Raw genomic sequence first — 26,242 nt, 5'->3', positions numbered from 1 at the left:
CGCGTGGCACTCCTCCGTGTTCGGCATCGCTGGTGAGCGCTGAAGACTCTGGCGGTGCTGCTCGGGCCATGTCAATAGACGCTCAAAAGAACGGAGTTACGAGCAGAAATGAGCAATCAATGCCCATGGCTATCGGTGATGTGCGGCTGGTTCGGTGCCAGGAGGCGTCACAACCGGCAACCGGGGATGATGGGAAGTGCCCAACGGGATACCGGCCGAGAGGCGGTCCGATGCGACGACGCCACCACTTCCACATCGATCATCTCGGCCACTCGGTGAGTGCCACGGTCCAGACCGGCCGGACGTCCGTGGTGGAGGTGCTCATCGACGGCAAGGAGACCGGGCACGTCACGACGAGCCGCGACCGGTCGGTCGCCGTCGCGGTGGAGCTGCCGACGGATCCGCCCACACCCGTGTCGGTCCGCGCGACGCCAGGACCGGGCGTGCCGCGCTGTGTGTGCGAATTCCATGGCGGCGAGCAGCACGTCATGTCGCCGCGCCCGTACTGACCGGCGTCGGCGGTGCCGGGCCCGGCCGCCTCGGCGAGCGCCGGAGAACGGGACGGCCCCGGGCGGCAGAGACTCTGCCGCCCGGGGCCGCTCGCCGTTCACGGGATTGCGTGCCCGCTTCCTGCCGGGCGCGCCGGAGCTGCTACCGGTTCGCGATGGGCAGGAGCGCCATCTCCCGGGCGTTCTTGATCGCCGCGGCGATCTGCCGCTGCTGCTGGGCGGTGACGCGGGTGACGCGGCGGCTGCGGATCTTGCCGCGGTCGGAGATGAACCTCCGCAGCACATCGGTGTCCTTGTAGTCGATGTATGTGATCCCGGCCGTGTCCAGGGGGTTGGGGCGGGGCTTTTGCGGCTTGCGGGGGTCGTGACGGCGGGCCATGGGGTCCTTCTTCCGTGCTGATGTCGGACGGGGATGTGGTGCGGGGGTCAGGAGACGGGATCGAGGAGGGAGTCGAACGCGGCCGGCAACTGCTTCCACGCCTCGGGGCCGGCGGCGTGCTCGTCGTCGGTGAGCAGACACGACTCGAGAAGCTCGGCCAGGCCGTCGCGGTCGAGTCCGGGGGAGGTGAAGACCAGGTGCTGGCAGCAGTCACCGTGCTCCGGGTGCCAGTCCGTCGCGGCGGCGGCACGGCGCATCGGGGGCACCATGTCCCAGGCGGCGTCCGGCAGCGAAGCCAGCCACGGGCCGGCGTTCTCCACGCACAGCGCGCCGCCTGCGGCGTCCCAGGCGAGCAGGGTGTCCGGGCGGTCGGCGAGCCAGAACCGGCCACGGCTGCGAGCGGCCGCGCAGCAGAGGTCTTCCAGTGCCTGGTAGAGGCGTTCGGGGTGGAAGGGGCGGCGGCGGTGCCAGACGAGAGTGGCGACTCCCGCTTCGTCCGCCTCCTGGGGCAGCAGGGCGCAGGCCGGGTGCTGGGCGGCGGCGGCCGTCTCCACATCGAAGCCGGCGAAGGCCAGTTGGGCGAGTTCACCGGATCCGGCGGGCACCTGACGGGCGGTCGGGTGGAGCTGGGCAAGGAGCGCACGGTCCTCGTCGTCGGTGTCCTCGCTGTCGACGAGAGCGAGCACGGGAGCGTACTCCAGCTGACGGGCCCAGGTGTCGGCGACCGTGCGCCGGTCGGTGGCCGCGGCGGCGAGCCCGACCTCGGCCAGATCGTCGCCGTTGGCGAGGCAGGGCAGTACGAGCGCGGGATCGACGGCGGTCATGACACCGGTGAGTTCGAGGGCACCGCCGCCGTGCGCGACGACGACCTCGGCCATCGCCTTGGGCTCGACCGAGTCCCACAGCTCGACGATCGCCAGCCGGGTCAGTGCGTCGGCGGCCAGACGCTCCAGCTCGGGGACCAGGTCCTCGCGGAGCGCGCAGCAGGCGCAGTCGTTGACGAGCGGGGCGTCGCCGTGCGCCAGTTCGCCCGAGGCGTCGCGCACCAGGCGCCGGACGGTGCCTTCGGCCGCTGTGGCCAGGTCGTGGTGGAGAGCCACACTGCCGGGGACGGTGCGCAGCAGGCGGTCCACGACCTCCTTGCGGGCGTCGGAGTGGAGCCCGCCCACGATCACAACGGGCAATCGGTGCTGGTCCTGCATCAGTTGGCCCCGCGGCTTCCGTAGCGGCGCTCGAATCGCTCGACGCGGCCGGCGGTGTCCAGGACACGGGCGGTGCCCGTGAAGAACGGGTGGCTCACGTTCGAGATCTCGACGTCGACGACGGGGTAGGTGTTGCCGTCCTCCCACTCGATCGTCTTGTCGCTGGTGGCGGTCGAGCGGGTGAGGAAGGCGGAGCCGGCGGCCTTGTCGCGGAAGACGACCGGGCCGTACGGGGGATGGATTCCAGGCTTCATGGCGTGGTCCTTCGGGGCGGAGGTGGTGTGGTCAGCGTTCTTCGCGGAAGTCGACGTGCCTGCGGGCCAGCGGGTCGTACTTGCGCAGGACCATGCGGTCGGGATCATTCCGCCGGTTCTTGCGGGTGACGTACGTGTAGCCGGTCCCGGCGGTGGAGCGGAGCTTGATGACCGGGCGTACTTCGTTGCGAGCCATGGAGGTAATATATGGCAATGATTTCCATTACCAAAAACCCTCGTCCGAGGAGAGGCAGGTCACACCTTGTCCGCCCACTGCCAACTGACCGGAGCCCAGCCGGGCTTCGGCAACACCATCTCCCACTCGCACCGGCGCACCTCGCGCCGCTTCGACCCCAACATCCAGCACAAGCGGTACTGGCTGCCGAGCGAAGGCAGGTATGTGCGCCTGACGCTCAGCGCCAAGGCGATCAAGACGATCGACAGCATCGGCGTCGAGGCAGCGGTGGCCCGCATCCGCGCCAGGGGAGTGAAGGTCTGATGGCCAAGCAGAGCAAGATCGCCAAGAACGGGAAGCGCAAGGTGATCGTCGAGCGGTACGCCGCCCGGCGGGCCGAGTTGAAGGAGCTCATCCGCCGTCCGGGCACCCCGGAGACGGAGCGGGCCGCCGCTCTGGCGGAACTTCGGCGCCAGCCGCGCGACGCCAGTGCGACCCGGGTGCGCAACCGGGACAGCGTGGACGGCCGGCCCCGCGGGCACCTGCGTCGGTTCGGGCTGTCCCGCGTCCGTATGCGCGAGCAGGCCCATGCCGGATTCCTCCCGGGAGTCACCAAGTCGTCCTGGTGACCGTGCCACCCTCGCGGCGGTCCGGCTGATGCGGCCGTGACTCGGCGGAGTCACGGCCGGCAGCCGGTCCGCCGCGAGGACCGCGGCACCTCTGTGCACGCCCTTGATTCCGCCGGACGCCCCAAGCCGGCCCGCCGCACATGCGCTTGCCCGTATGACCTGGCGTCAGCGCACCCGGCGGTCCTCCAGCGGGGCCGCCTGAAGACCTTCGCCCGTCGTACGGGGCAGACAGGACCACGAAGGCGACGTCCCGCACGACGGCATCCCCCTCCCGCGCGCCTGCTAACTGGCCGCGGTTCAGTACGTCTTCCCGGACGCGAGCGCAGCCTTCGACGGACACCGCCGGGCCTTGGCGCGGATGCACCGCTTCGGCGGCCGCTCCGGTCAGTCGGGGGGCGGCAGAAGCGTGCCCAGCGGGCCGAGGTCGAGGTTGAGGTCCTCCATGGTCAGCCCGTACTGGGCGCACAGCTCGTTCATCCGGTCGTGCAGCACCAGAAGCGTCGCCCCCAGGCGTTCTTCCTGCTCTTCGGTGAGGTCACCCTGATCGACCCGGTGCAGCGCCTGGCGCTCCATCAACTGGCGCAGCAGCTCGACCAGGGTGAGCACCAGCCGTACCAGATCCCGTTCGACGCTGTCGGGGTCGCTGCGGATCCGGTGGGCAGGGGCGGCCGTGCCACCACCGGGCGCGGGCAGGTCCCTGGGAGCGGCGGGCAGCAGCCGGAAGGCACGGGCGGCGGCGTCCGACACCTCTTCGAGGCGGCGCCCCGCGTCACCGGAGCGGCGGCCTGTGCCCGCGGCCTCCTCCTCATGCGCCATGGTCGTCCAGCGGCTGCGATGTACGGATGGAGACGATCAGAGCACGCAGTGACACACGGACCAGGTCGATGTCGGCGATGGACAGCACCACGTCCCCGGTGATGACGACACCACCGCTGAGCAGACGGTCCAGCAGATCGATGAGGGCGACCTGGCGGTTTGCCAGAGGCTCCTGCGACGAGGGGTGGGCCATGGTCATGACGGCCCGCCCTCCTCCGCGTCGCCGGGCGTGGAGGGGGGCATGGCGAAGGAGTACGGCGCCCAGGGGCCGGTGACCTCGACCCGTACGCCCTGGAGTCCTTCGGAGGCACGGCTCACCTCGTTCCGGAATTCCTCCGCGCGCTCACGTGGCACGAGGTAGGCGTCGTTGACCACGTTCTCGGCTGTCGCGTCGGCCAGTTCGCCCTGCTGCACCCGGTGGCGGGCCCGGTCGGCGGCATAGGCGCGCCCTGTTTCCTCGACCCGTTCCGCGGCCTTCTGCGCCGCTCGGTAGACATCGTCGCGCACACTCTTCTGAGCCTTGCGGGCACGCAGATACGCCCGCCCCGGAGTGAGTCCGGGGGCCGACGCGGCGGCAGGCGGGGCGGGAGTGGTGGTCCCGGCGGACGCCTCGACGTAGATCTTGACGCCCCACTCGATGTGCGCGGCGAGATGGTCGAGACGTTCCGCGAACGAGTCCCAGGCGGTGTCCAGGACGGTCCGGGCCCGGTCGTCGTCGAGGTACACGGTCGCGAGCCGCAGAGGGAGGATCGTGGTGCGGTCGGCGAGTGCCTCGATCACCCCGTGGTGGGCCCGGGCGACGGCCTCGAGCCACTCGATGTCTTCGAGATGGCGTTTGAGTGCGTCCTCATGGAAGTCCTCCGAGGGCACCGCGCTCACCACGAGCACCATGTCGTCACCTTGTGTGCCCGCCACGAGCCGGACGGGTGCGTCGGCGACTCCGGTGAGTGAGGCCGCGGCGGCCTGGATGTCCTGCGTGGTGCGGGCCACCGCGTAGACGTAGGTGACACGCTCAGTCATCGTCGGTCTTCCCTTCACGACGAGAGGCGCGTGACGTGGCTGCGCGCGGTTTCCTCTCGCGTTCGGGAACTTCCTCGGGAAGGCTGTCGGGAGTTCCTTCGGGCAGCGCCCCGCTCCTGCGCAGCGCATCGATCTCCGCGCGCAGTCTCCGGTTCTCATCGGCGAGCGAAGTCTCGTCCCTGGCCCGGGACGACAGCGAGGGGTCGTGCTCCCACCAGTCGATGCCCATTTCCTTCGCCTTGTCGACGGACGCGACCAGCAGACGGAGTTTGATGGTGAGCAACTCGATGTCGAGCAGATTGATCTGGATGTCGCCGGCGATCACGATGCCCTTGTCGAGCACGCGCTCAAGGATGTCGGCGAGGTTCGCCGACGAGCCCTGCGCGTACTGAGGTGCCCCTCTGGACGGGTAGGAGCCAAGCCTGTTGGCCACGGGTTCACTCACGGCCCATGCCTCGCTGTTCCTGCCATGCCCTGATCTCCTCCAGCCGGTCGAGCAGTTCGTCCTCTCGCCGGTCGAAGGTCTCCTCGTCGATCTCCCCCGCCAGCAGTTCCGCTTCGAGGGCCGCAAGCGCCTGTTGTACGGGCGCCGGGTCGTAGTACTCGTCCTCTGCCGCTTCCAGGACGCGCTCCACCACCCATCCGACACCGCGCACGGGTGCCAGCGGCAAAGTGACGATCTGAGTGAACAAACCCATCGGATGTCCTTCAGACGAAGCTGTACGGGGGAAGAGGTCCGTTCAGCCGGAACTGGAACTCGTCGCCCATCTGGTTGGCCAGGCTCAACTCCGTGGCGAGGAAGAGCTCTTCCTGATCGTCCGGCACCAGGAAGGACACGCTGAGGAAGTCGCTTCCGGTCGGCTGGGACGAGTCCTCCTCCCGGGAGAACGGCCGCAGTGCCTCGACCACCCCTGCGGCCAGTGCCTCCTGGCGGGCCTGCACCTCCTGGGCGACCAACTCACCCAGGGCAAGCGGTGCATCCGGCCCGGCGGTGCCGCGGCGGATCTCGTCATTGAGCTGCCTGGCCACACTCGACGCCTCGAGGATCTGGCGCAGAAGTGCCTCCTCGTCCTGCATCACCTTCAGGTGGTACTCCGCGCACCCCTTGAGCGCCCGCAGCCTGTCCGCGTACTCGGCGCCGCGCTCTTCGAGCGCGGCGCGGACGGCGTCGTCGTCCGGTGCCGTGAGGCCGAATCTGAGGGGCAGAACCGTGCCGTCCTTCATCAGGCGGTCCTGGACCTGCTGGTGGGCGTTGAGATCGCGGCGTTTGGGACGCAGGTCGTCCGGCGCGTCACTGACCACTGCACACAGTGCACCGGCCGTGACGGTACGGAGTTCGGAGGGCGGTTCGCCGACGCCGGTGACGTCGTCGAGACGGAGCGGGTGCGACTCCTCGGCGATCGAGTAGACGTATACGGCCATGGCTCATTCCTCCTCGCGTTCCCTCGCGCGCCGGGAGGAGGTCCGCCGGGTGGGCCTCCGTCGCCTCTCCACCGGTTCCTTCTCCCTGCTTTCCTCGTCCTCCTCGTCCTCTTCCTCGTCCTCCCGGCCGCCGCCCTTCAGGGAGTCGGTCACGGCTTCCACAGCGCCGCTCAGGGCGCCCTTGGACTTTCCGCGCGCGCCGCTTTCGATCGTGTCCCCGACGATGTCCGTCAGCTGCGCCGGCTGCTTGCTCCCGGACTCGAGATCGAGGCGGTTGCACGCTTCGGCGAAGCGCAGGTAGGTGTCGACGCTGGCCACGACAATGCGGGCATCGATCTTCAGAATCTCGATCCCGACCAGTGAGACGCGGACGAAGACGTCGATGACGAGCCCGCGATCAAGAATGAGTTCCAGAACGTCGTAGAGGGTGCCAGTGCTGCCGCCCCTGGCAACACTGCTTCCGCCTTGCGGCACCACGGTCATGGTGCCTCCCTTCACCGGTCCCTCTCAGGACCGCCGGTCGATCTGTCCACGGGTGTAGCGACGTATGCGTTCGTACGCCACCAGGTCGCCCTCCTTGTCCAGTGTCACGCGGTAGCTGGCCATCACGCTGGTGGTGTCGGGGATGCGCTCCAGCTCCAGGACCTCCACGTCGGCCTCCCATCCGTCGTCCGTCGGCTTGAGGGCCGAAACCGACTCCGGAGCCCGCCCGAGCAGCGCGGAGAGCTGCTCAGCCGCGGATCGCATGGCGGCCGCGGCCTTGCCCTTGGACCGCCGCTTGGCGGGTTCTTCTGGGGCCATCTTGTTCTCCGGTGGGCGGAGCGGGCGCGTCATTCCATGCACAAAACTACAATTGCATCATATCGGGACATATGCCGCGGCGGCGTGGGCAGCTTGTCCCTTGCGGGGCTGGGATCACCTTCGTTCTTTCAATCGCCCTTGCCGGAGGGATCAGTTCATGAACGACACCACCAAGATCGCTCTCGCGGCTGCTGTCGCGGGCGGATACGTGCTGGGACGGACAAAGAAGGGGAAGCTGGCCTTCGCCATCGCGACCTATGTCGCAGGGCGCCGATTCGGGCTCGATCCGCAGCAACTGGCTGCAGAGGGCCTGCGAAAGCTCAAGGACGTCCCGCAAGTTGCCGAGTTGGAGGAGCAGATACGGGGCGAGCTGATGGACGCGGGACGCAGGGCTCTGGCGGCCACGGCTGATCGCCGTCTCGCCGACCTGGCCGACTCGCTCCACGATCGCACGCTCCGCCTCGGTGAGAAACGCGAGGAGGAAGAAGAGGAGGAGCCCGAGGAAGAGGAGGAAGGGCCCGAGGAGGAGGAAGAAGAGGAAGAGGAGGGGGAAGAAGAGGAGGAGCCCGAGGAGGAGGAAGAGGAAGAGGCGCCGAAGGCAGAAGAGGAGCCTGAGGAAGAAGAGGAAGAAGAGGAAGAAGAGGCGGAGGAACCTCCGCGTCGCCGACGGCCGGCCGCCAGGAAGACCGCAAGGCCCGCTCCGCGGAAGACCGCGGCCAAGAAGTCCGCGAAGAAGCCTGCGAAGAAGGCTGCGCCCCCGGCCAGGAAGAGCGCGGCGAAGAGGGCTCCGGCGAAGAAGGCGGCAGCGAAGAAGGCTCCCGCCAAGAAGACCGCCGGCAGGCGGACCGCCGCCAAGAGGAGCACGGCGAAGAAGGCTCCCGCCAAGAAGACGGCTGCCAAGAAGACGACGGCGAGCAGGACGCCCGCGCGGAAGTCGCCCGCGAAGAAGACGTCCGCCAAGAAGACGTCCGCACGGCGGAGGTAGTCATGGCCAAGACAGATCGTGACTCCGGCAACGGCGAGGCCTCGGGCCTGGACATGCTGCGCGACGAGTTCGTCGACTACCTCGGTGCCCAGGTCGAACACCTCGCGGACAAAGCGGGCGACCGGCTGGCCGATCTCACGGACCAGTTGCTCGACGCCGCGGACGGCGATGGACCGCTTCCCGGCGGTGGGTTCCTCAAGACGATCATCAGCGGGAAGGCCAAGGGCGTCAAGGACAGCGTGCTGGGCAAGGCGAAGGACGCACTCGGCGGTGGTGGCGGGGGCCGCAAGTCCGGCGGCGGCAAGTCGATGAACATCGTCGAAGTCATAGACGTCGGCGTCCCGCGCCGTACCGCCTACGACCACTGGACCCAGTACGAGGAGTTCAGCACCTTCACCAAGGGTGTCCGCAGCGTGTCCAAGAACGACGAGACCACCAGCGATTGGAAGCTCAAGGTCGGACCCTCGACACGAGGCTGGAAGGCCACGGTCCAGGAACAGGTGCCGGACGAGCGCATCATCTGGACGTCCGAGGGAGCGAAAGGCACTACGCGCGGCTGTGTCACCTTCCATGAGGTGACGCCCGATCTCACACGCATCGTGCTCGTCGTCGAGTACTACCCCTCCGGATTCTTCGAGAAGACCGGCAACCTCTGGCGCGCTCAAGGACGGCGCCTGCGGCTGGACTTCAAGCACTTCCAGCGGCACGTCTCGTTCGCCGACGAGGAAGTCGAGGGATGGCGCGGCGAAATCCGTGACGGTGAAGTGGTCCGCAGTCACGAAGAGGCACTTGAGGAAGAAGAAGCCGAATACGACGAGGAAGCCGAGGACGAGGAGGCCCCGGACGAGGAAGCGCGGGACGACGAGGAAGCCGAGGACGAGGAGGCCCCGGACGAGGAAGCGCGGGACGACGAGGAAGGCGACGAGGAGGAGTACGAAGGCGAGTACGAGGACGAGTACGAAGACGCGAAATGACTCGGCTGTTCACGAGGGGTCTCGCTCCGGCGAACCGCTTCATGGCAGCGGAACGCCGCGCCGGTCCGGTCCGGTCCGGTCCGGTCGGGGCTGGTTCAGGCGCCGCGCGTCACCGGACGCGGGTGGCGCGCACCGGGATCCCGGTGCTCATGCCGGTCCTCGACGGTGCCTCCTTAGGTCACGTCAGGTCCGGCCAGGTTCCCGTTCCCGGGGCGGCGTCGTCCCGCGGTCGTGCTCGGCGCGGGAAATGCCGAGCGGTACGCGCAGGCTCGTGCGCCCCGTGCGCCACATGGACGTCAGCCGGTCCCCGAACCGGTCGTCGAGCATGGCCGTCGCTGCCAGGCCGAAGGCCATGTCCGATGCGAGCGAGGGCTCTTCCGCGAGCAGTCCGCCGATGACGTCCCGGCGTACCACCTGTTCGTGCACGGCGTCGGCCATGACGTGCTCGGCGTAGAAGTGTTCCGCTGCGGGGCCTGCGCCGGTTCGGCGCATCGCCCCGGCCAGTCGTCGCGACGCGGGCGAGGACGTCGTCTCCACCGCTGCGAAGTGCCCGACCAGGGCGCCTCGCAGCGCCCGGTGCAGGCCGAACAGCGACATCATGTTGACCGTGGCCAGCATCTCCGGTCCGGCAGCGTCCAGATACCGCCCGTAGGTCGTGTCCAGGCCGAGGTCGTGCATGAGATCGGCGAAGAGCTGCGCATGGATGCGCTCGGGGTGCCCGGCGCCGAACTCGTCGAACTCGACGGCAGCGAACGCGGCCTTGGCCCGGCCTCGCAGCCGGGGGATGACCCAGGCGTGCGGATCGGCCTCCTTGAGGTGGTACAGGGAGCGCTGAGCCGCGTACTCCCGCAGCTGCCACAGCGTGCCCTCTTCGGCGAGGAAGTGGGTGATACCTGTTCCGTCGACGGGTTCGACGACGATGTCGTCGAGAGCGGTCTCCAGGCCCGGATGTCCCGCTGTTCCCTCGCGCAGCCCTGCCAGGAAGCGGCGCTCCATCGCGCCGCGCAGACGCAGGAGTTCCGGATCCCACTCCCATGCCGCGTCGACGCCGGCAAAGCCCTGGTAGTGCAGTTCGTAGCAGATGTAGAGGGCCAGTTGGAGATCCTCCGAGAACGGCGCCGCGCGCGAGGCGGCCGCGGGGTCCGGAAGGTGCGTGCCGACCGCGCCGCGCAGGGCGGCCAGCAGGTCGCTCGACACCTCGCCTCGTGCCTGCGGAAGGACGGCGCCTGCTGACGTGGCCGTGGCCGTGGTGGTCGTGGCCCGCGGGTCAGGCATGGGAAGGGTCATGTCCTGCTCCTGCGGCGGTGGCTGGTGTCGCACCATGGGTAGGTGCGGCTGCGCCGGCACGTGCAGACGGCCACGACAAAACGGTCGGACCTCACGGTCGTGCCGTCGTCGAGGGTGAGCTCCACGGGACCGTCGACGAGCATCGGCCCGTCATCGGTCAGAACCATGCGGCGGGGCGGGCACTCACCGGGTACGTTCGGCACGGATGATCACCAGCTCTTCCATCGACTCGCCGGGGGAGATGAGGCCGCGCGTCTCGAGCCAGCCGGCGCGGGAGCGCAGCACCGGTCCGAACGGCACCTGCCGCCGTCGGACGATCGCGGCGTCGAGGCCCCGGCACCGCAGCTGCGTGAGCGTCCGCGCCGTTCCGCACAGCGCGGACTGCACGATCAGCAGCGCGCCGCCCGGCCGCAGCATGTGCGGCGCCTGTGCGCAGATCGGGTCCAGCACGGCACGCCCGTCGGGCCCCGCGTCCCAGGCCTGGGCGCGTCCCCGGTCTGGCGGACGGCGATCAGGCGCGGGGACGTAGGGCGGATTGCTCACAATCAGATCGAATCGACGGTCCTTCACCGGCGTGAACAGATCGCCCCGCAGCACCTGCACCGGGGGACCGTCGAGGCCGGAGTTGGCCCTGGCTGTCGCCACGGCCTCCGGCGAACTGTCGACGGCACTCACCCGCGCGCCACGACGCGCGGCGGCCAGGGCGAGCACGCCGGTACCGGTGCACAGATCGAGGACGTCCCTTCCGGTGCAGGGCGCTGCATCCTCGAGCGCCTCGGCGAGAAGGTGCGTGTCGGCCTGCGGGGTGTAGACCTCGTAGGCCTGCCCGACCTGCCAGGGTGCTCGTAGGGCCTGCGACGTGTACGTCATGGTGCCGATTTCCTCAGCTCGGAAGCATGGCCCACTCACGCGAGCCGTGATCGGCGGGTGCCCGTTCTGATACGGTCCATGCCGGTATGCGGAGATGCTTCATCGGTCGCGTCCGTGCACACACTCGGGGCGGGTGCCTTGACGGCCACTCGAAGGCCGGCCAGGGGCACACGCGGCCCGGCTACCCCGGCCGCCCTCATTCACCGCTGTGACCCGCGCCGGTGATCTGTGCTGGAAGCAGCGACCCGGGGAAGGCGTGGAGGATGGGTACGGACAAGCGACAGGTTCTTGACCAGCGTGAGGCCCCGGTGCTGGAGGCGCTCGCGAGGTACCACGGGGCCGAGGAACTCGCCTTCTCGCCGCCGGGACACAAGCAGGCCCGCGGCGCGGACCCGGAGGTCCGCCGGATCCTCGGCGACGCCGTCTTCCTCGGAGATGTCCTGGCCAGCGGCGGACTGGACGACAGGCGCACACGCGGGCGGGTGCTGGAACACGCGGAGCGGCTCATGGCCGAGGCCGTGCACGCCGAGCACACCTTCTTCTCCACCTGTGGCAGCTCGCTCTCGGTGAAGGCAGCGATGCTCACCGTGGCCTCGCCGCACGAGAAACTGCTCGTGGGACGGGACGCTCACAAGTCCGTCGTGTCCGGGCTGATCCTGTGCGGTCTGCAGCCCGTGTGGGTCGAGCCGGCATGGGACGCCGAGCGGCACCTCGCCCATCCGCCGTCGGCAGCGGCCTACGAGAAGGCCTTCGCGGAGCATCCCGACGCGCGAGGCGCCCTGGTGACCAGCCCGACGCCCTACGGCTCCGCGGCAGATCTCACCGCCATCGCCGAGGTCTGCCACCGCCGGGACAGGCCCCTTGTCGTGGACGAGGCGTGGGGCGCTCATCTGCCGTTCCACGGCGACCTGCCCGTCTGGGCGATGGACGCAGGGGCCGACATCTGTGTCACCAGCATCCACAAGATGGGCAGCGGCCTGGAACAGGGCTCGGTGTTCCATCTGCAGGGCGACCTGATCGACCCGGCGGACCTCGCATCGCGGGCCGACCTGCTGGGCACCACGAGCCCGTCGGTGCTGCTCTACGCCGGCATCGACGGCTGGCGCCGCCAGATGGTCCGGCACGGCGAGGCCCTTCTGACCAGGGCGCTGGATCTTGCCGGACGCGTCCGTGTGGCGATCGAACGCATCGACGGTCTGCATGTGAACGACGCGCATGACTTCTGCGGCCCGGACCTGGCCGCTCAGTTCGACCCCCTGCCGGTGGTCATCGACCTGACGGGCCTGCACATCAGCGGCTACGACGCCGCCGACTGGCTGCGCGAGCACCATCGCATCGACATGCATCTGTTCGACCATCGCCGCATCAGCGCACAGCTCACCCATGCCGACGACAGCGACACCACGCGCACCCTGCTGACCGCGCTCAAGGATCTCGCGCCCCACGCGGATGAGCTGCGGCCGGCTCCCCGGGTGGACGTGCCGGACCCGGCCGGGCTGCGCATGGAACAGGTCTGCCTTCCACGCGACGCGTACTTCGCCGCCACCGAGGATGTCGCGCTCGATGCGGCGGAAGGCCGGGTCGCGGCGGAGATGGTCACCCCGTACCCGCCGGGCATTCCGGCCGTACTGCCCGGTGAGCGTCTTACCGAACGGGTGCTGTGCTATCTGCGGACGGGGATCGACGCCGGGATGAATGTTCCCGACGCGGCGGACCCTGAGCTGCGCACCGTGCGGGTCACCACCAAGAACAGCGCTTGACGGCAGGTCAGCGGTTCACGATGCGGCGTCGTGATGCCCAGCCGCTCGCGCCCTGACGTCATGCGGACCGTCCGGGCGGTGGTCCGTCGAACCCGACCGAATCCGTGCCGACGACCTGGGCGTTCATGTTGCGCTGCATCATCTTCAGCGCTGCCTCGGCCAGTTCCGGATGGATGTGCGCGACGGCGTCGCCGGCCACCGAGACCCGCAGATGACGAATGTGGGCGTCGAGGGCCGAGTAGAGCACGCATTGTTCGGTGACCTGTCCGCACAACACCACGTGATCCACGGTGAGCTGGGACAGCAGGTAGGCGAGAGGGGTCTCGTAGAAGATCGAATGCCGAGCCTTCAGCACGAACAAAGAGTCACGGTCGGGGCGGAGGGGCTCGACCAGATCGGCGTGCGGGCCCGCGAGGGCGGTGTCGAGGATCTCGCCGTGGTGGGAGCGCCATTCACCGAAGTTGTCGTTGACATAGATGACCGGAACGCCGTCCCGGCGTGCTCGTTCGATGAGCCGGACGACCGCCGGCACGGCTTTGGCGGCCGACGGGATCAGCAGGTCGGCGTCCGCGTGATCGTAGGTGTTGATCATGTCGATCACGACGACCGCGGATCTGCCCATACAGCCATGCTGGCACTTCCGCGCGTGATCGCATCCGCTGGGCGACGGCGGCCTGATCGAGGCTTCCCGCGTGGGGCCGCGTCCGGTGACTGCCTGCCCTGACGCCGTCGCCCGTGTCCGGCAGGGCTCGTACCAGTGCCTCCGCAACTACCCGCCGGACGCCACGAGTCCTGGGCACCGCGGCGAGACTCCGTTCGCTGCCGGGACGGGCGATGGTCGTGTGATCCCGTCGGGGAGCGCCCGGTGCCGTACCGGATTCGGTCCCGATGCCGTCACGGCGTCCGGGCGGTGCGCGCGTCCAGCGGCTCCCGGGCAACCCGGTCGTTCACCCACGGCGACCGCTCGACCACCGCTAGTTTGGCTGGATCCGCCGCTGCGGACAGGCGATCACGATCACCGTGTTCGCCTGTTCTGCTGCGCGGCGGGCCAACCCGGAGGACGGGCAGGCAGCGGCCCTGGCCGCCCTGAGCCTTGAAGGAGTACGTGTGCAGCGGCCGCTTCCCCAGGGGATCGAGTACCTGATCGAACAGTTCGACGCCTTCGCCGGAAACCGGAAGGGAAGCCGTCGGTTACCGGTGGTGCTGCTGCGCCGTGACGGCGGGGCCTCCGGTCCTTCCGGCGCAACCACAGCGGCCGGTGCAGGGGCCGGTTCCACCGTGCGATCGATCATCGTGGGTTACCGGGACCGCCTCTTCGAGCAGGACCTCGACCGCACGACCGACCTCGTCCCGCACGCGCTGATCGACGACGGCGATTCAACTCCGCCCACTCCCGCCCCCGCGCCCGGCGAGGATCCGGGCGCCGCGGCCGAACCGCATGTCGCCCTCCTCGACAGCATCGTCGACCAGTTCGAGAACTCCATGCCGCACGATGCAGGCGAGCTCAGGCTCCCCCGCTTCCACACCTGCCGTGCGGTTCTGGACATATCCGTGGGCGCCGGTTCGGCCGCCGGCAAGCGACGGCGCCTGCGGGACGAGCTCTACCTCCAGCTCCTCGGCCGCCGACCCCTCCTGGGGACGCTGGCGCGGCTGGCCGGCGCCAGCGGCACCAGCTTCCTGGCGACCATCTGGCTCTCGCTGTTCCAGCTGCTCGTCGTCGGACTGCCCCGGCGGTTCTACGGCCTGTGGCTCAGCAGACGCCGCACCGCGCGCTGGGTCGGCTCCCGGCGCCCCAAGGGACCGAACTTCCTCCGGATGGCACTGGCGATCACCAGGTCCGGCACCTCCCGGGGCAATCACGCTCTGATCCAGCGCATGCTGCTCATGGCCCTGCTGAACGACCTGTCGAGGGCCGCCCGGCCGTCGAGACTCTGGGTCTACCGGGCCCGACGCCAGTGGCCCTTCGTGCTGCTCCTGCCGGCCGTGGGTGAAGAGGGCACGCCCGTGCGCCGGCTCCTCGACACCTACGCGGACATCGTCCGCACCGAGCCGCCGGCTCCGCTGATGGTGCTCGGCGCGCTCGCCGGTGAGCACCCTCCCTCGTACGCCCAAGCTGTTGCGGCCGATCCCCGGAGCGTCACGGGCGTCGCCGACAAGGTGCATGCGCTGTACGCCCGGAGTTCCGCCTCCGCCGTCTACCTGGTCCCTCTGTCCGCCGGCGATGACGACGGCCCGGCGGACCGGTGGCTGGAGACGAATCCGAAGGTCTCCGTGCGCGCGAACGGTCGGGGCGACTACGTACGGGCCGTGGGGGCTCCGCTCATGGCGCTGGCTCTCGTCGCCGGTGCGACGGCCTTCTACGTGGGGGACGGTGAGCGGCCGCCGTCGTGCCATCCCGTGAGCACGGGGGAGATCGTGGGCATCACGGACGGGCGGGAATGCCATCTGGGAGTTGCCGGCCGGGACGACGAACTGCTGGAGCTGGAGAGCATTGCCGCAGAGCAGAACGAGGAGGCCGTGAACAGCAACCGGCCTTACCGCACCCTGGTGTTCTTCGCGCCGTTGACCGCGGAGCCCGGCGATTCCACTCCGGTCAGCATCCAGAGCCTGCGGGGCGCCCTGGCCGCGCAGAAAGAGGTGAACGGCCGAGAGGGGGACATAGTTCAGATACGTCTTCTGATCGCCAACTCCGGCAAGTACTTCGCGTACGGCTCGCAGAGCTCACCGGGCCCCGATGTCGCGCAGGAGATCATCGACCGGAAGGACCGGGACAAGATCGCCGCGGTCATCGGGATCACGCAGAGCCGGCCCTCGTCGTTCGCGGCGGTGCAGCAACTCTCCGCGGCGAGCATCCCCGTCATCGGGAACTCCGTCACGGGCAGCAGAATGGTCGATGAAAGGTCCCCGTCCTACTACTTCCAGGTCTCTCCGTCGAACGAGCGCACCGCCGAGATCATGGCCGAGTTCTCCAGGCACTCCGAGCAGATCGGCGAGCTGACGACGAACGTGGACGGTGGCGGCAGGACGGCGGTCGTGGTCTACGACCCGGACGACGCATTCTTCAGCGCTGATCTGGGGGCGAAGTTCTCGGAGAAGTACAAGGGCGGGAAGGTGGTCACCGTTCCCTACTACGAGAACCGGAACGGGCAGATCGTCTCGGACGTGGCCAGGAACGTCTGCACCGAGGTCCGCGACACGGGCGGCTTCATCGTCTACGCGGGACGCTCGGGCGAGATGCCGGAACTGTTCGACGCGCTGCAAGGCGCCGCGGACTGCCGGAAGTCGGACGGCAAACAGGTCGCCGTCCTCTCCGAGAGCACAGCCGCCAAGTACCTTCAGGATCCGGCGGAGATGCTGAAGAAGCATTCCGTACTGAAGCCGTACTACGTGATGTTCAACAACTCCAACGGCAAGGAGACCCCCGACAGCCCGTACTCGGAGTTCACCGACCGCTTCCGGGAAGTGTTCAAGGACAGGGTCGTACCGGAGGGCAACGCGGCCGGAGCCTACGATGCACTCCGTGTGGCCTCCGAAGTGATCAACTCGGTGTACGCCCAGTACAAGACCGCGGAAAACACCGATGCCCGCTTCCAGCCGACGGACGTCTACGCACGACTGTCGAATCCGGGCGTCCAGAACTTCTCGGGCGCGTCCGGACTCCTCTCACTCGACACCCGGCACAAGTACCCGCCGAACAAGGCCGTCTACATTCTCGAGTCGCACATGGACAAGAGCGTGACCACCTGGATGGCGTGCGGGCTGCTGCCCGACAAGCCGCTCGGCCTGAACGATCCGGACACCTGGGGCACGGCCGGGGAGGCACACCCCTGTCCATGAGCGCCAGGGTTGCCGCGTGTGGCGACAACTCCCCGGTTCGGCAGCCGGCGCAGGGTGGCCGAAGCCGCCCATGAGGGGCCGCCGCCGGCCGCCGTCCCGCTACTGGGTGCGCGACATCAGGTCGCGTCGGGTGCTGTCGCCGTAGACGCCGGTTTCGTCGCCACGGACGCCGTACCACTCCTGGAACCTGGCCACAGCCGCCTGCACTTCGATGTCGTAGTAGCCGTCGGTCTCACCGTCGTCGTAGATGTTGGGGACCTGGAGCAGACGCTTCTGCAGGTCGGACACCTCCTGCCCGTCGTCCCCCTGCCTCAGCGCGCCCGCGGGGGGCGACGCGGCAGCATCGTCGGGCAGCGGCCACTCGGGCTGTGCGGAGGGCGCGGACGGGACCGGGGGCATGGTGCCGCCGTTGGTCAGGAGCGAAGAGGCGACCATGAGACCGCTCGCCGCGCCCACCCCGAACGCCCCGGCGATACGCACCCGCTTGACGGGAAGGCGCGGCAGCACACGGCCCGTGATCCTCACACGCCAGCGGGCGGCGTGTGGTGCCGTCTCCCGGGTGTCGTCCGGCCACCGGGCGGTGTGCGACCCAGCGGTGCCCGAAGAGACCGTGTCCCGGCGGGCCGCGGCCCACCAGGGCTCCTCGGGGTGCGGGGTGTTCCGGTGGTCCGGGTCTTCCTCCAGGAATCCAGGGAGCGGGGCGGCGCCGGGAAGAGGGGCGTCCGCCGGGGGTGCGTTCCCCGCCCACAGCGGTTCGCCCACCGCGGCGGCCGGGTCGTCCCTCAGGTCGGCGCCGCGGGCCCACAGCGGCTCCACCACCACGGACGACGGGGCGGGCGACGGGCTCCCGGCCCGGCCTCGCTCCTCGTGGGCCCCGTACAGATGGGGGTCGGTCCGGCGGAGCTCGGCGCGTGCGGCGTCCAGCGCATCCAGCACCCGCTGGAAGGAGTTCGTGATCGAGTGCTCGGTGTCAGGTGCTGAACCGAAAGCTCGCTCAGGTTCGGTGTCGTCGACTATCACCGGCAGTCCTCCTCAACCGACATCCACCAGATGTCCGGTCCCGGAGAGGTGGAGGATGTCTTGTCGTGAACAGATAAGCACCAGAATCAAGCGGTATGTGATCTCCGGAGGCAGGGGGATCCCGGGGCGGCCGAAGCCGCACGGGTTGGTTTGTCATGAAGCGATACGCGGCGCGAGTGAGCCGCTCTCATTCGGCTTCTGCGATGTGGCGCACATCTCGGCCTCGCCGTACAGGAGATGACACTGCCTCCGGAAGTCCCGGTGCCCCGATGGGCACTGCGCACAGCGCCGTGCGGACTCGGTGGCTGCGGACGGGCGGCGATGCGCAGGCCGCCCTGTGTCCCGCCGTGCGACCGCCCCGGTGGACCGGGTCCGGCGACCGGCCGGGACGAGCCCGGAGCCGGCGTGATCGGGCGATTGGGGGATCGGTGATGGCGGATCAACGGTGGTTGTTAGCCTTGCACGGCCTCGTTCAATAACCGTTGGAGTTCGCGTGAGTGGTGGGCCGGCTCGGGACCTCGTGGGAACGGTGCGTCGTATCGACTCGCTGCTGGACCGCATGGGATTGAATCGCGGGGACGTGCTGCGGGTGGAGGGCGAGGGCGGGCTGTCGTATGCCTCGGGGGTGGCGGCGCAGGAGGTACGGGAGTTGTTGCGTGGCGAGCGGCTCGGTGGGCCCGGCCCGGGTGTGGACGTGGTCGAGGCGCGCCACCGGCGCGTGGTCGAGCGGATTCTGTTCCTGCGCGCGACGCGGCTGCGCGCGGCCGCGGACGGCAGCAGGCGGGCGTACTCCCTGGCGGAGATCGCGGCCGGCGCGGGAACGAGCGCGCAGTGGCTCGACAAGATGATCAAGACGGGCCGCGCTCCGAACCTCGACCACGCCGCCGGGATCGCGGGATTCTTCGGGGAGAAGATCGAGTTCCTGGTCGCCGAGCCCGCCGAGGCGCTGGACCGCGTCCTTCAGCAGATCCACAAGGACCTGCTGGAGCGGACCGTGGAGCGGCAGGACCAGGACCTGCGGCGCTTGCGAACGGCGGGTCCGGCGGGCGAGTTGGATCCCTCGCTCGGCGTTGTCGCGTACGCCACCCGGGCCCTGGCCGACGTACCGGACGACACCGCTCAGCCCCTGATCGCCCTGATCGAATCAGTGGCGCGGCGGTCCCGGGAGGAGCGCGCCAGGGAGGCCCGGGCCGCCCTCGAGACAGCGGTGGCGCACAATGACGTCGATTGATCGCGGCGGCGTGGACACCACGGCTCACCCGCGGTAACGCGCAAGGAACGATGCATGGGGGGCTGTGCATCCGGCACGAGGGACGGGTGGCACGGGTGGGGGTCTCGCGCGAGATGAAGCGGTATCGCGACGCGCTGTTCATGGGGCTGCCGCAGCCGGTTCCCGAGCAGCCGGTGGAGCTGCTGAAGGCGATCTGCGCGTGTGCGGCACGGAGCAGCGGGCGCGAAGTGCACTTGATGCTGGAGGAGTTCCCGCCGGGCTCGGTGACGGGCCTGTGGCTGGACATGGGCGACTACGACCTGGTCGCCCTCGAGGCGAACACCTCGCCACTGCACCAGGTCGTGATCCTGGGGCACGAACTGTGGCACCTGAAGGAGGGGCATTGCGGTCATGGCAGCGCGGCCGGTGCGATGGCCGCGGCGCGCATGCTGGGGGACCGCTGGAGCCTTGCGGACGCGGTCGCCTACGTCGCCGCCCGTACGGAGCCGGACCTCGAAGAGGAGCGGCGTGCAGAGAGGTTCGGCCGGATGCTCGCCGACCGGGTCAGGTCCTGCCTGGAGGGCAGGCGTAGCACGACACCCTTCGACGGAGTGGCCGGCCGCATCTGGGCGTCGCTCAGAGGATGACGGGCGAGAAAGCGTGAATCTCTACCTCCCGGCCGCCGCGCTCGGCATCGTGCTGGTCGTCAAACTTCCCTCGTTGGTGAGGCGCTGGCGCAGCCCCGTGGTCCGCAGCGTCAACGCCGTGATCTTCCTGCAGGCCGCGGCGTTCTTCTTCTCGGCGCCCCCGACGATCACGGTCGTCAACGAGATGACGGGCGTCAGCAATTTCTCGGCGGCGCTGGTCTACTGCATCCTCTCCGCCCACGCGTGTGCCTGCCGGGTCCTCATGGAGAACTGGCGCGAGGACGTGGAGGTCCTCCCCCACACACGCCGCCGGGTCAGGCGTTGGATCTGGGGCCACGGTGTCGTGACCATCCTGCTCATCGGCTGTTTCGTACGGGGCGAGGCGCCGGTCGAACGGCAGCGTGACTTCGAGACGTATTACGCCAACACTCCCTTCATGCGCGAGATGGTGCTGCTCTGCCTGTTCGCCGTCACCGCCGCTGCCGCCGCTGCGGCCGCCGCGTGCTGGAAATGGGCGCGCGACATCCGCAGGGAGCGCCCCGAGCGGAGGACACCGGCCGGAGGCTTGCTGCGCATCGGGCTCACCGTCCTGGCCGTGGGTTTCCTGACCAACGTCACCTACGGTATGGCCGAACTGGCCGCGGTCGTGGCCGCCTGGAGCGGCCGTGACTGGGAACCGCTCAACCGGGCGGCCGTGTCGTTCGCCTGCCTCGGCACCCTTTTCGTTGCTGTCGGCTTCCTCATCCCCATCGTCGGACCCTGGATCACCGCACGGCTGTTCGGGCCTCTGTGGACCCTGCGTGCCCTGGGCACCCTGCGGCGGACCATATGCCGCGACGGTGGTCCCCGGAGCCCGATGCGGCTCTCCACTCCCTGGAACGCCGGCCCGGGCCGGCGCCTCACGGACCGGATGACCGACATCCACGACCGGATGCTGGAGCTGGGGGCGTACTGCTCGGAGGAGGTACGGGCGGACGCCTACGCCCGGGCCCGCGAGGGCGGCAGGACGGAGGCCGAGAGTGTCGCCTTCGGCCTGGCCGCCATGTTCACGGCGGCGGCGGACGCCCGCGCCCTCGCGATGCCCGCCGACAAGGAACAGGGCGTGGTGGCGGTTCGGGCGCTGCGGGCCGCCGAAGCCGAGTACCGCGACCTTCTGGTCGGCATCTCCCGGGCTCTTCCGGCCCTGGCCGTCATGCCTCGGGCTCCTGCCGGAGCGGCAGATACCCCGACTCCGGACCGGCATCCCTCTGGGCAGTCGCCGGACGGGGCTGCCGACATGGAGGCCGCCTTAGGTGGCGGCCTGTTGGTCAGGCCGCCACCTCGTCAGAATGCCGGCTGGGCGGACCGGGACCGGGCGCTGAACGACAGCCTGGCGCGCCTTTCGTGTCGGTGAGCGGGCTGATGATCGGAGTCGGGGCTCGTACCGGCCTACGGACCGGGCTGATCGACCGGGTGGGAAACCCGCTGCTCGGCATCGCCGCCCTGTGGCGTCTGGTCCACCGGCCCGGGCCCACCCCCAGGAACGCGATGTTGCTTCCCCTGCCTTGGTACACCAGACCCGAACAGGTCCTGCGCTACCGGATGACCACGATGCACGACTGGATGCTCGAACTGTGCGCCTACTGCACGGACGAGGTACGCGAGCCGGCCTACCGGCCGGCGAAGGACAGCGGGCCCCGGAGCGCGAGTCCGTGGCCGCCGGACTCGCCGCCATGTTCACGGCGGTGTCGATCTCCCGGGCCCTGACGGCGGCACCCGGCCGTGGCGGCCGGCGCACGCGGAGGGCGTACCGGCGCGGACGCGCCCGAGGCACGGACGAGAACACTCCGGTGGCGACGCCCTGAGGAGCCGGCGGCATCTCTGCCGCGGGCCCCTCAAGGTGTTTCGGTACGCCGTCGTTCAGTGGGCGGTCATCCGGTTCATGATCGCTCCCCACGCGTCGAACGCGGCGTTCGTGAGCTCGGCGGTCCTGTGGGAGATCGAGGCGTTGACCACCCTGAGACGACTTCCCAGTCCGAGGGTGGCCATGCTGAACAGCGCGAGCCCGGCGGCGTTCTCGAACTCCTCACTCTCCCATCCGTAGCCGTTGAACGCGCAGATCGCGCTGGCGATGTCAAGGTGCGTGGTGACACCACCCAGGCCGAGGGCCGCGTACTGGAGTGGCTTGGCGCCGCTCCACCCGGCGGCGATACCGACATAGGCACCGAGCGTGCCGGTTACGAAGGCCCAATCGTGCGTGGTCCTGGACCAGTCCTGCCAGTCCTTTTTCGACGGGTTGAACGAGAAGATGTCGTTCTCGGAGGTGTCGGCCGGGTTCGTCTTGGCGATTCCGTGCAGCTCCATCTCCTTCGCGGCCTGCTCGGCCGCTGCCGTGCTTTCCCTGTCCCGCTGCCGGTTGGCCTCCTGGCGGGCCTGACTGGCCGCGGTGGCCGCGTCCGCCGCGTTCTGGCCCGCCTCGAGCGAGGCGTGGCGGGCTCTGCTCGCCGATTCCATGGCCGAGTCGGCGGATGCACGAGCACTGCGGGCTGATTCCAGTGCCCGGTTGGCGGAGTAGTTCGCCGAGCGGGCGGCGGTGCGGGCGGCGGCCGCCTGCTGCTTCGCCCTGTCGGCCGAAGCCTGGGCGTTGCGGGCGGACTCCTCGGCCTGGTTCGCGTATGCGTCCGCCTTCTGGGCGGAGGCGACGGCCCGAGTGGCCGCCTCCTGCGCCTTCCCCGCCCACATCTGTGCTTCCTCGCCCGCCTTGCGGGCCGTAGCGGCTGCCTCCTGGGCGCGGGCGGCGTCCTCCTGCGCCTTATCGGCGATCTTCGCGGCCGCGGCGATGGCACCCTGCATGGCCGCGACGTGGGTGGCGAAGTCGTGGTCGAGCTGCGCGGTCTGGTACTGGACGGTGGCGAGGAACTTCCGGCGCATCCACGAGGGGCCCTCGAGCACTGCCTGGGCATAGGCCTTGGTGTACGGCCCCGCGGTCTGGAGGAGGGCCGCGACGGCCACCGCGTCGTCCTCCCGCTGGGCCTTCTCGAACGTACCGAAGAGGAACTGGTGCAGCGCCTCGGGCGTTCCGGCGTTCAGTGCGGCGTTCGCCGCCTCGGTCACCGCGCGGCCGGGCTTGTCGGCCAGTAGCTGCGCGACGATGACACGGTTGTCCATGGCCGCCGCCTCGATGGCACCGGTGCGCAGGAACGCTGCCGCCGCGTCGGGATCGCTGCTCCGCAGCGCCGCGGTCGCGGCGAAGCCGACCTTCGAGCAGGAGGTGCGGGCGAGGTGGAGGGCGGTCTCCCGGTCGTCCTGGCGCTGTGCGATCTGCCGGTCGCCGTCGATCCAGACGTGGACGTCGGCGTCCGTACCGGCCAGGGCGAACTGCGCGGCCTCCCGGGACCAGATGCCGTGGGAGTCCACGAGGGCGAGGGCCGCCTTGCGTCCCGCGGCGGCGGCCCCTGCCAGGTTCCCGCCCCGCAGCGCCGACTCGGCCAGCGCGATGAGGTCCCTCGTCACCTGGGAGGTTTGCTCGGCCTGGCTGCGCTTGGCCTCGCTCTCCGCCCTGTCGAGGGCGTCGGCCTGGGCGAACAGGCGCATCTCCTCCATCCCTTGCCGGGTCTCGTGGTCCAGCCGCTGCTGCTCGGCCTCGCGCGCGTCCTTCTCGACCTTGAGCGCCTGGACGACCGCTTCCGTGGCCATATTGGCGGCCTTGGTCGCCTCGTTGGCGAACTCGGTGGACTTGTTCGCGTGGTCCACCGCCTGGCCGGCGTACTGGACGGCCCAGTCTGCGGCGTCCGCGGCCTTCTCCGCGTGGGCGGCCGCGCTGTAGGCGGCGTTGCGGGCGTCGCGCGCCGCGATTGCGGACGCGGTCGCGAGGGCCTGCGCGGTTCCGGCGGCGTTGGTGGCGATCGTGGCGTTGGCCTTGGCGATCTGGGCCTGGCGCCTGGCTTCCGCGGCCTCCGCATCGGCCACACCGGCCGAGCTCTCCGCGGCGCGCCGGGAAGTCTCTGCCGCGTCGGCGGCGTCGCGTGCCGCGCCGGCGGCTTTGCCACCCTCCTTGGCGACCTGGTCCGCGTAGTCGGCGGCGCGCGTGGCCTCATCCGCCGTGAGCCGGACCCATCGGGCGATCTTCCGGCACTCGCCGGCCAGTGCCTTGGCCTCGGCGGACTTCTCCAGATTCCTGGAGGCGGCGATGGCCGAATTGAACGCCTTTGACGCGGCGGTGCCCGCGGCGGCCGCCGCCTGGCTCGCGGCCATCGCGGCGTTCGCGGCGCGACGGGAAGCCTGAATGGCGGTGTTGGCGGCGTTGGTCGCCATCCGGGCCGCGTCGGACGCCCCCTTCGCGGCCTCCGCGGCCTTGCGGGCTGACCGGGCGGCCCGCACGACGTCGTTCTCCGCGAGGCGCGCCTCGGCCTCGGCGGTTTGCGCGGCCTCCTTGGCCTTGGAGGCGGCGGCCACGGCCTGGGCGCAGGCCTCTTCGGCCTGCTTCGTCTTCAATTCGGCAGCCTTGCCCTCGCGCGTGGCGACGGCGAGGAGCTCTTCGATCTTGGACCGTTCCTGATCGCGGGCTCGGGCGATGTGCTGGCCGGTTTCGAGGAACCACTCGATCTCGGTTTCCGTGCCCGACAGCGCCCTGTTGGCGTACTTCTGCACCTCCGGGCCCGCCAGCATCAACAGCTTGGCGGACTCGACGCGCATGTCCTCCAGACGGGCCGTGAACCGGTCCGCGGTGAGGAACTTCTCCAGCGCGGCCTGGGAGCCGTCGGTGAGGGCGGCGTTGCCCGCCTTGACCACGGCCTTGCCGCCCGTGGCGATCGTCGTGGCGGCGGCCACGCGCAGGTCCTCCAGGAGGGCGGACTTGAAGCCGCCCTGGAGAAAGGCGGAGACGGTGGAGTCACTGCCGTTGAGCACGGCGGTGACCTCGCGACGCGTCCCCTTGCCGGCCTTCGCGAGGCTGCCAAGGAGCGCGGCGCGGTTGTCCACCGCGGTTTCCGAGGCGAGTTTGACGGCCAGGAAGTTCTGCACGTCGGCGTCGGAGCCGGCCAGCGCGACGGCGGCGGCGGCGCGAACGGCCGTACCCCCCAGCACCCATGCCTTGACGACCTTGGCGCGGTCGGTGTCCGGCAGCCGGAGCGGGTCGGCTTCCGGAGGCTCGGTCTCGGCCCAGGCTGCCGTGGGGTTGAGAACGAGGCTGGAAGTCGTGACGACGGCCGCGGTGGCCGCGATGGCGCCGAGAATGCGCCGCCTACTCCAATAAATGGTGTCCAAAACGGTCCTTCGCTATCGGCGCATGGCACGCAGCAAAGAGTGCGGCGCGTCCAGGGCGGCAAGTTATGAGTCGCGTTTCAATCGCCGGACCATGGAACGCATTGCGAGGTCCGGGAGGCGCGCAGCATGAACCTACCCGGGACACGCTGCTTTGGCCAGACGATAGATGATGGACAATCAACGTTCGTTTATGCGGCCCGGTCTGGCGGGGTGTCACCCGGGAGCGGATTGGCCACCCAAATCGGGCACAAGTCCCCTGAGTGGTACATACTCCCTGGTCGACGCCTCCGATCTGTGTGAGTCAAGTCACTTGCCCAGAGGCCCGCCGGAGCCCTTCGCTGCGCTTGAGCCCACCCCGTACGGCGCTCGGTGAGCGGACGTCCTCGCGTCACCGCCAATGCGGCGGAATTGACTGACCGGCTGTCATGTTCGTTTTTCTGGACTTGATTTCCGTTCCAGGTGTGCGGTTAAGATCCCGGAGGAAGTTGGGGGCTTCCAAGGAGAGAACACCCGTCTTTGGTGCACCTCTTGTTGGTTGGACATGAGCCTTCGCATCCGTATGGAACTTTCCGGGCAGTGAACCGGAACTGAAGACTGGGGTAGGGATGAAGGCACGCAAGAAGCTCGTCCGCACGGTGGCCGCGGCCACGGCCGCCGGCGCCTTTGCATGGCTGGCGATCACGGGCGCCAACGGTGCCGCCGCGGGCGGGACCGCCACGGACGCCACCGCGATGAAGGCCGTCGCCGAGGACGGCCCGGGGTACGCCATCGAGGACTTCGGCTACCCGAACGCCGACAAGATCCTCGCCGAGCAGAAGATCACCCTCAAGCGCGGTGACGGCCACATCCTCCTCGCCGACTGCGCGAGCGCGACCGACCTCCTGGAGGTCTGGTCCCGCTCGAACGAGAAGATCTGCTTCCGGGTCACCGGAACCACCGGCTACCTGACCCTGGAAATCCCCTCGGTCTTCGTCATCAAGGGCAACGACTACTCCGCCCAGGTCGACATGACGGTCGGCGCGGAGCGCAAGACGTGGGACGTGAACAAGAACTCCTGGACCTCGGTCGGCGAGAGCGCCGACGAGCAGGGCCGCGAGTTCATGCTCATGGAGATCCGGACCTCCAAGTAACGCCCGTACGGCACTGGCAGGGGTCAGCCAGGACCACCGACTTGAACGGCGGCCGGACGCGCCTCCGGTCA

At 69.5% G+C, this 26,242-nt stretch carries 30 protein-coding genes; 12 read left to right on the top strand and 18 right to left on the bottom strand.

Annotation, left to right across the window (positions count from 1 at the left end; genetic code table 11):
• Window positions 1-230 precede the first annotated feature (230 nt).
• Window positions 231-509: a hypothetical protein gene (locus tag OHS70_RS03120; RefSeq protein WP_328393381.1), complete on the top strand. Its 279-nt coding sequence runs from the start codon at window positions 231-233 to the stop codon at window positions 507-509.
• Window positions 510-651: 142 nt separating this feature from the next.
• Here the strand turns inward: OHS70_RS03120 and rpsR are convergent, their stop codons facing one another.
• Genes rpsR through rpmG form a run of 4 tightly spaced genes read right to left on the bottom strand, consistent with a single transcriptional unit; the run spans window position 652 to window position 2,540 of the window.
• Window positions 652-888 carry a 30S ribosomal protein S18 gene (gene rpsR / locus OHS70_RS03115; RefSeq protein ID WP_328393379.1) on the bottom strand — a complete coding sequence of 79 codons (237 nt, stop codon included), beginning with the start codon at window positions 886-888 and terminating at the stop codon, window positions 652-654.
• A 47-nt stretch (window positions 889-935) separates the two neighbouring features.
• Entirely contained in the window at window positions 936-2,090 is a 1,155-nt protein-coding gene (locus OHS70_RS03110; protein WP_328393377.1) for a CobW family GTP-binding protein, read from the bottom strand.
• Window positions 2,090-2,344, bottom strand: coding sequence for a type B 50S ribosomal protein L31 (locus tag OHS70_RS03105; RefSeq protein ID WP_328393375.1), 255 nt, complete (start codon window positions 2,342-2,344; stop codon window positions 2,090-2,092). The genes OHS70_RS03110 and OHS70_RS03105 overlap by 1 nt, the downstream gene beginning before the upstream one ends.
• 31 nt (window positions 2,345-2,375) lie before the next feature.
• The gene (rpmG, locus tag OHS70_RS03100; protein ID WP_328393373.1) at window positions 2,376-2,540 is read right to left on the bottom strand and encodes a 50S ribosomal protein L33; all 165 of its coding nucleotides are present in this window, start codon (window positions 2,538-2,540) and stop codon (window positions 2,376-2,378) included.
• A gap of 66 nt (window positions 2,541-2,606) precedes the next feature.
• Here rpmG and rpmB point away from each other — a divergent pair, with 66 nt between their 5' ends.
• Window positions 2,607-2,843 (top strand): 50S ribosomal protein L28, encoded by a 237-nt coding sequence (gene rpmB / locus OHS70_RS03095; protein WP_328393371.1) that lies wholly within the window; start codon window positions 2,607-2,609, stop codon window positions 2,841-2,843.
• Window positions 2,843-3,148, top strand: coding sequence for a 30S ribosomal protein S14 (gene rpsN, locus OHS70_RS03090; RefSeq protein WP_328393369.1), 306 nt, complete (start codon window positions 2,843-2,845; stop codon window positions 3,146-3,148). The genes rpmB and rpsN overlap by 1 nt, the downstream gene beginning before the upstream one ends.
• A 384-nt stretch (window positions 3,149-3,532) precedes the next feature.
• Here rpsN and OHS70_RS03085 read toward each other — a convergent pair whose 3' ends face one another.
• Genes OHS70_RS03085 through OHS70_RS03050 form a run of 8 tightly spaced genes read right to left on the bottom strand, consistent with a single transcriptional unit; the run spans window position 3,533 to window position 7,240 of the window.
• A complete protein-coding gene (locus OHS70_RS03085; protein ID WP_328393366.1) occupies window positions 3,533-3,964 on the bottom strand; it encodes a gas vesicle protein K in 432 nt (143 codons plus the stop codon).
• A complete protein-coding gene (locus OHS70_RS03080; RefSeq protein ID WP_384049586.1) occupies window positions 3,954-4,157 on the bottom strand; it encodes a gas vesicle protein in 204 nt (67 codons plus the stop codon). The genes OHS70_RS03085 and OHS70_RS03080 overlap by 11 nt, the downstream gene beginning before the upstream one ends.
• A gap of 2 nt (window positions 4,158-4,159) precedes the next feature.
• Entirely contained in the window at window positions 4,160-4,984 is an 825-nt protein-coding gene (locus OHS70_RS03075) for a GvpL/GvpF family gas vesicle protein (protein WP_328393362.1), read from the bottom strand.
• Complete coding sequence (locus OHS70_RS03070; protein ID WP_443062554.1) at window positions 4,977-5,429, bottom strand: gas vesicle protein; 453 nt, start codon at window positions 5,427-5,429, stop codon at window positions 4,977-4,979. The genes OHS70_RS03075 and OHS70_RS03070 overlap by 8 nt, the downstream gene beginning before the upstream one ends.
• Entirely contained in the window at window positions 5,422-5,682 is a 261-nt protein-coding gene (locus tag OHS70_RS03065) for a gas vesicle protein GvpG (protein WP_328393358.1), read from the bottom strand. The genes OHS70_RS03070 and OHS70_RS03065 overlap by 8 nt, the downstream gene beginning before the upstream one ends.
• A 10-nt stretch (window positions 5,683-5,692) precedes the next feature.
• On the bottom strand, window positions 5,693-6,406 hold the full coding sequence (locus OHS70_RS03060; RefSeq protein WP_328393356.1) for a GvpL/GvpF family gas vesicle protein: 714 nt from the start codon (window positions 6,404-6,406) through the stop codon (window positions 5,693-5,695).
• Window positions 6,407-6,409: 3 nt separating this feature from the next.
• Window positions 6,410-6,889, bottom strand: a complete 480-nt coding sequence (locus tag OHS70_RS03055; RefSeq protein ID WP_328393354.1) for a gas vesicle structural protein GvpA — start codon at window positions 6,887-6,889, stop codon at window positions 6,410-6,412.
• 24 nt (window positions 6,890-6,913) lie between these two features.
• Entirely contained in the window at window positions 6,914-7,240 is a 327-nt protein-coding gene (locus OHS70_RS03050; RefSeq protein ID WP_443062553.1) for a gas vesicle protein GvpO, read from the bottom strand.
• 124 nt (window positions 7,241-7,364) lie between these two features.
• Between OHS70_RS03050 and OHS70_RS03045 the strand changes: the two genes are divergently transcribed.
• Window positions 7,365-8,192: a histone H1-like repetitive region-containing protein gene (locus tag OHS70_RS03045; RefSeq protein WP_328393352.1), complete on the top strand. Its 828-nt coding sequence runs from the start codon at window positions 7,365-7,367 to the stop codon at window positions 8,190-8,192.
• Between the two features lie 2 nt (window positions 8,193-8,194).
• A complete protein-coding gene (locus tag OHS70_RS03040) occupies window positions 8,195-9,166 on the top strand; it encodes an SRPBCC family protein (RefSeq protein WP_328393350.1) in 972 nt (323 codons plus the stop codon).
• 183 nt (window positions 9,167-9,349) lie between these two features.
• Here the strand turns inward: OHS70_RS03040 and OHS70_RS03035 are convergent, their stop codons facing one another.
• From OHS70_RS03035 to OHS70_RS03025, 3 genes are read right to left on the bottom strand one after another with little or no spacing between them, the layout of a single operon-like run.
• Complete coding sequence (locus OHS70_RS03035; RefSeq protein WP_443062552.1) at window positions 9,350-10,453, bottom strand: iron-containing redox enzyme family protein; 1,104 nt, start codon at window positions 10,451-10,453, stop codon at window positions 9,350-9,352.
• Window positions 10,450-10,620, bottom strand: a complete 171-nt coding sequence (locus tag OHS70_RS03030) for a CDGSH iron-sulfur domain-containing protein (RefSeq protein ID WP_328393348.1) — start codon at window positions 10,618-10,620, stop codon at window positions 10,450-10,452. Before OHS70_RS03030 ends, OHS70_RS03035 begins: the two co-directional genes overlap by 4 nt.
• A 16-nt stretch (window positions 10,621-10,636) precedes the next feature.
• Window positions 10,637-11,323: a HemK2/MTQ2 family protein methyltransferase gene (locus tag OHS70_RS03025; protein ID WP_328393346.1), complete on the bottom strand. Its 687-nt coding sequence runs from the start codon at window positions 11,321-11,323 to the stop codon at window positions 10,637-10,639.
• Window positions 11,324-11,586: 263 nt separating this feature from the next.
• On the opposite strand from OHS70_RS03025, the gene OHS70_RS03020 reads away from it, so the two are divergent.
• Window positions 11,587-13,083, top strand: coding sequence for an aminotransferase class I/II-fold pyridoxal phosphate-dependent enzyme (locus OHS70_RS03020; RefSeq protein ID WP_328393344.1), 1,497 nt, complete (start codon window positions 11,587-11,589; stop codon window positions 13,081-13,083).
• A 58-nt stretch (window positions 13,084-13,141) separates the two neighbouring features.
• Here the strand turns inward: OHS70_RS03020 and OHS70_RS03015 are convergent, their stop codons facing one another.
• Window positions 13,142-13,705 (bottom strand): cysteine hydrolase family protein, encoded by a 564-nt coding sequence (locus OHS70_RS03015; RefSeq protein ID WP_328393342.1) that lies wholly within the window; start codon window positions 13,703-13,705, stop codon window positions 13,142-13,144.
• A gap of 485 nt (window positions 13,706-14,190) precedes the next feature.
• Here OHS70_RS03015 and OHS70_RS03010 point away from each other — a divergent pair, with 485 nt between their 5' ends.
• Window positions 14,191-16,920 (top strand): hypothetical protein, encoded by a 2,730-nt coding sequence (locus OHS70_RS03010; protein ID WP_328393340.1) that lies wholly within the window; start codon window positions 14,191-14,193, stop codon window positions 16,918-16,920.
• Window positions 16,921-17,019: 99 nt separating this feature from the next.
• On the opposite strand, the gene OHS70_RS03005 is transcribed toward OHS70_RS03010, so the two are convergent.
• On the bottom strand, window positions 17,020-17,940 hold the full coding sequence (locus OHS70_RS03005; RefSeq protein ID WP_328393338.1) for a peptidoglycan-binding protein: 921 nt from the start codon (window positions 17,938-17,940) through the stop codon (window positions 17,020-17,022).
• Between the two features lie 559 nt (window positions 17,941-18,499).
• On the opposite strand from OHS70_RS03005, the gene OHS70_RS03000 reads away from it, so the two are divergent.
• From OHS70_RS03000 to OHS70_RS02985, 4 genes are read left to right on the top strand one after another with little or no spacing between them, the layout of a single operon-like run.
• Complete coding sequence (locus tag OHS70_RS03000; protein WP_328393336.1) at window positions 18,500-19,171, top strand: hypothetical protein; 672 nt, start codon at window positions 18,500-18,502, stop codon at window positions 19,169-19,171.
• 50 nt (window positions 19,172-19,221) lie between these two features.
• Window positions 19,222-19,797 carry a toxin-antitoxin system, toxin component gene (locus tag OHS70_RS02995; protein WP_328393334.1) on the top strand — a complete coding sequence of 192 codons (576 nt, stop codon included), beginning with the start codon at window positions 19,222-19,224 and terminating at the stop codon, window positions 19,795-19,797.
• Between the two features lie 13 nt (window positions 19,798-19,810).
• Entirely contained in the window at window positions 19,811-21,190 is a 1,380-nt protein-coding gene (locus OHS70_RS02990; protein ID WP_328393332.1) for a DUF6545 domain-containing protein, read from the top strand.
• 8 nt (window positions 21,191-21,198) lie between these two features.
• Complete coding sequence (locus tag OHS70_RS02985; RefSeq protein ID WP_328393330.1) at window positions 21,199-21,543, top strand: hypothetical protein; 345 nt, start codon at window positions 21,199-21,201, stop codon at window positions 21,541-21,543.
• Window positions 21,544-21,696: 153 nt separating this feature from the next.
• Here OHS70_RS02985 and OHS70_RS02980 read toward each other — a convergent pair whose 3' ends face one another.
• Window positions 21,697-25,041 (bottom strand): ALF repeat-containing protein, encoded by a 3,345-nt coding sequence (locus OHS70_RS02980; RefSeq protein WP_328393328.1) that lies wholly within the window; start codon window positions 25,039-25,041, stop codon window positions 21,697-21,699.
• Window positions 25,042-25,646: 605 nt separating this feature from the next.
• Between OHS70_RS02980 and OHS70_RS02975 the strand changes: the two genes are divergently transcribed.
• Window positions 25,647-26,171 carry a hypothetical protein gene (locus OHS70_RS02975; RefSeq protein ID WP_328393326.1) on the top strand — a complete coding sequence of 175 codons (525 nt, stop codon included), beginning with the start codon at window positions 25,647-25,649 and terminating at the stop codon, window positions 26,169-26,171.
• The last annotated feature ends 71 nt before the right edge of the window (window positions 26,172-26,242 follow it).

Origin of the sequence: Streptomyces sp. NBC_00390 (genome assembly GCF_036057275.1) — a bacterium.
In the GTDB taxonomy this organism is placed as follows: Bacteria; Actinomycetota; Actinomycetes; order Streptomycetales; family Streptomycetaceae; genus Streptomyces.
The sequence above is the reverse complement of the archived record's forward strand: the minus strand, read 5'-3'. Positions and strand labels throughout refer to the sequence as shown.

Excerpts from the sequence above, each read along its gene's own strand:
- OHS70_RS03120 (WP_328393381.1), top strand. The coding sequence starts at position 231 with ATGCGACGACGCCACCACTTCCACATCGATCATCTCGGCCACTCGGTG.
- rpsR (WP_328393379.1), bottom strand. The coding sequence starts at position 888 with ATGGCCCGCCGTCACGACCCCCGCAAGCCGCAAAAGCCCCGCCCCAAC.
- OHS70_RS03110 (WP_328393377.1), bottom strand. The coding sequence starts at position 2,090 with ATGCAGGACCAGCACCGATTGCCCGTTGTGATCGTGGGCGGGCTCCAC.
- OHS70_RS03105 (WP_328393375.1), bottom strand. The coding sequence starts at position 2,344 with ATGAAGCCTGGAATCCATCCCCCGTACGGCCCGGTCGTCTTCCGCGAC.
- rpmG (WP_328393373.1), bottom strand. The coding sequence starts at position 2,540 with ATGGCTCGCAACGAAGTACGCCCGGTCATCAAGCTCCGCTCCACCGCC.
- rpsN (WP_328393369.1), top strand. The coding sequence starts at position 2,843 with ATGGCCAAGCAGAGCAAGATCGCCAAGAACGGGAAGCGCAAGGTGATC.
- OHS70_RS03085 (WP_328393366.1), bottom strand. The coding sequence starts at position 3,964 with ATGGCGCATGAGGAGGAGGCCGCGGGCACAGGCCGCCGCTCCGGTGAC.
- OHS70_RS03080 (WP_384049586.1), bottom strand. The coding sequence starts at position 4,157 with ATGGCCCACCCCTCGTCGCAGGAGCCTCTGGCAAACCGCCAGGTCGCC.
- OHS70_RS03075 (WP_328393362.1), bottom strand. The coding sequence starts at position 4,984 with ATGACTGAGCGTGTCACCTACGTCTACGCGGTGGCCCGCACCACGCAG.
- OHS70_RS03065 (WP_328393358.1), bottom strand. The coding sequence starts at position 5,682 with ATGGGTTTGTTCACTCAGATCGTCACTTTGCCGCTGGCACCCGTGCGC.
- OHS70_RS03060 (WP_328393356.1), bottom strand. The coding sequence starts at position 6,406 with ATGGCCGTATACGTCTACTCGATCGCCGAGGAGTCGCACCCGCTCCGT.
- OHS70_RS03055 (WP_328393354.1), bottom strand. The coding sequence starts at position 6,889 with ATGACCGTGGTGCCGCAAGGCGGAAGCAGTGTTGCCAGGGGCGGCAGC.
- OHS70_RS03050 (WP_443062553.1), bottom strand. The coding sequence starts at position 7,240 with ATGACGCGCCCGCTCCGCCCACCGGAGAACAAGATGGCCCCAGAAGAA.
- OHS70_RS03045 (WP_328393352.1), top strand. The coding sequence starts at position 7,365 with ATGAACGACACCACCAAGATCGCTCTCGCGGCTGCTGTCGCGGGCGGA.
- OHS70_RS03040 (WP_328393350.1), top strand. The coding sequence starts at position 8,195 with ATGGCCAAGACAGATCGTGACTCCGGCAACGGCGAGGCCTCGGGCCTG.
- OHS70_RS03035 (WP_443062552.1), bottom strand. The coding sequence starts at position 10,453 with ATGACCCTTCCCATGCCTGACCCGCGGGCCACGACCACCACGGCCACG.
- OHS70_RS03030 (WP_328393348.1), bottom strand. The coding sequence starts at position 10,620 with ATGGTTCTGACCGATGACGGGCCGATGCTCGTCGACGGTCCCGTGGAG.
- OHS70_RS03025 (WP_328393346.1), bottom strand. The coding sequence starts at position 11,323 with ATGACGTACACGTCGCAGGCCCTACGAGCACCCTGGCAGGTCGGGCAG.
- OHS70_RS03020 (WP_328393344.1), top strand. The coding sequence starts at position 11,587 with ATGGGTACGGACAAGCGACAGGTTCTTGACCAGCGTGAGGCCCCGGTG.
- OHS70_RS03015 (WP_328393342.1), bottom strand. The coding sequence starts at position 13,705 with ATGGGCAGATCCGCGGTCGTCGTGATCGACATGATCAACACCTACGAT.
- OHS70_RS03000 (WP_328393336.1), top strand. The coding sequence starts at position 18,500 with ATGGGATTGAATCGCGGGGACGTGCTGCGGGTGGAGGGCGAGGGCGGG.
- OHS70_RS02995 (WP_328393334.1), top strand. The coding sequence starts at position 19,222 with ATGCATGGGGGGCTGTGCATCCGGCACGAGGGACGGGTGGCACGGGTG.
- OHS70_RS02985 (WP_328393330.1), top strand. The coding sequence starts at position 21,199 with ATGATCGGAGTCGGGGCTCGTACCGGCCTACGGACCGGGCTGATCGAC.
- OHS70_RS02975 (WP_328393326.1), top strand. The coding sequence starts at position 25,647 with ATGAAGGCACGCAAGAAGCTCGTCCGCACGGTGGCCGCGGCCACGGCC.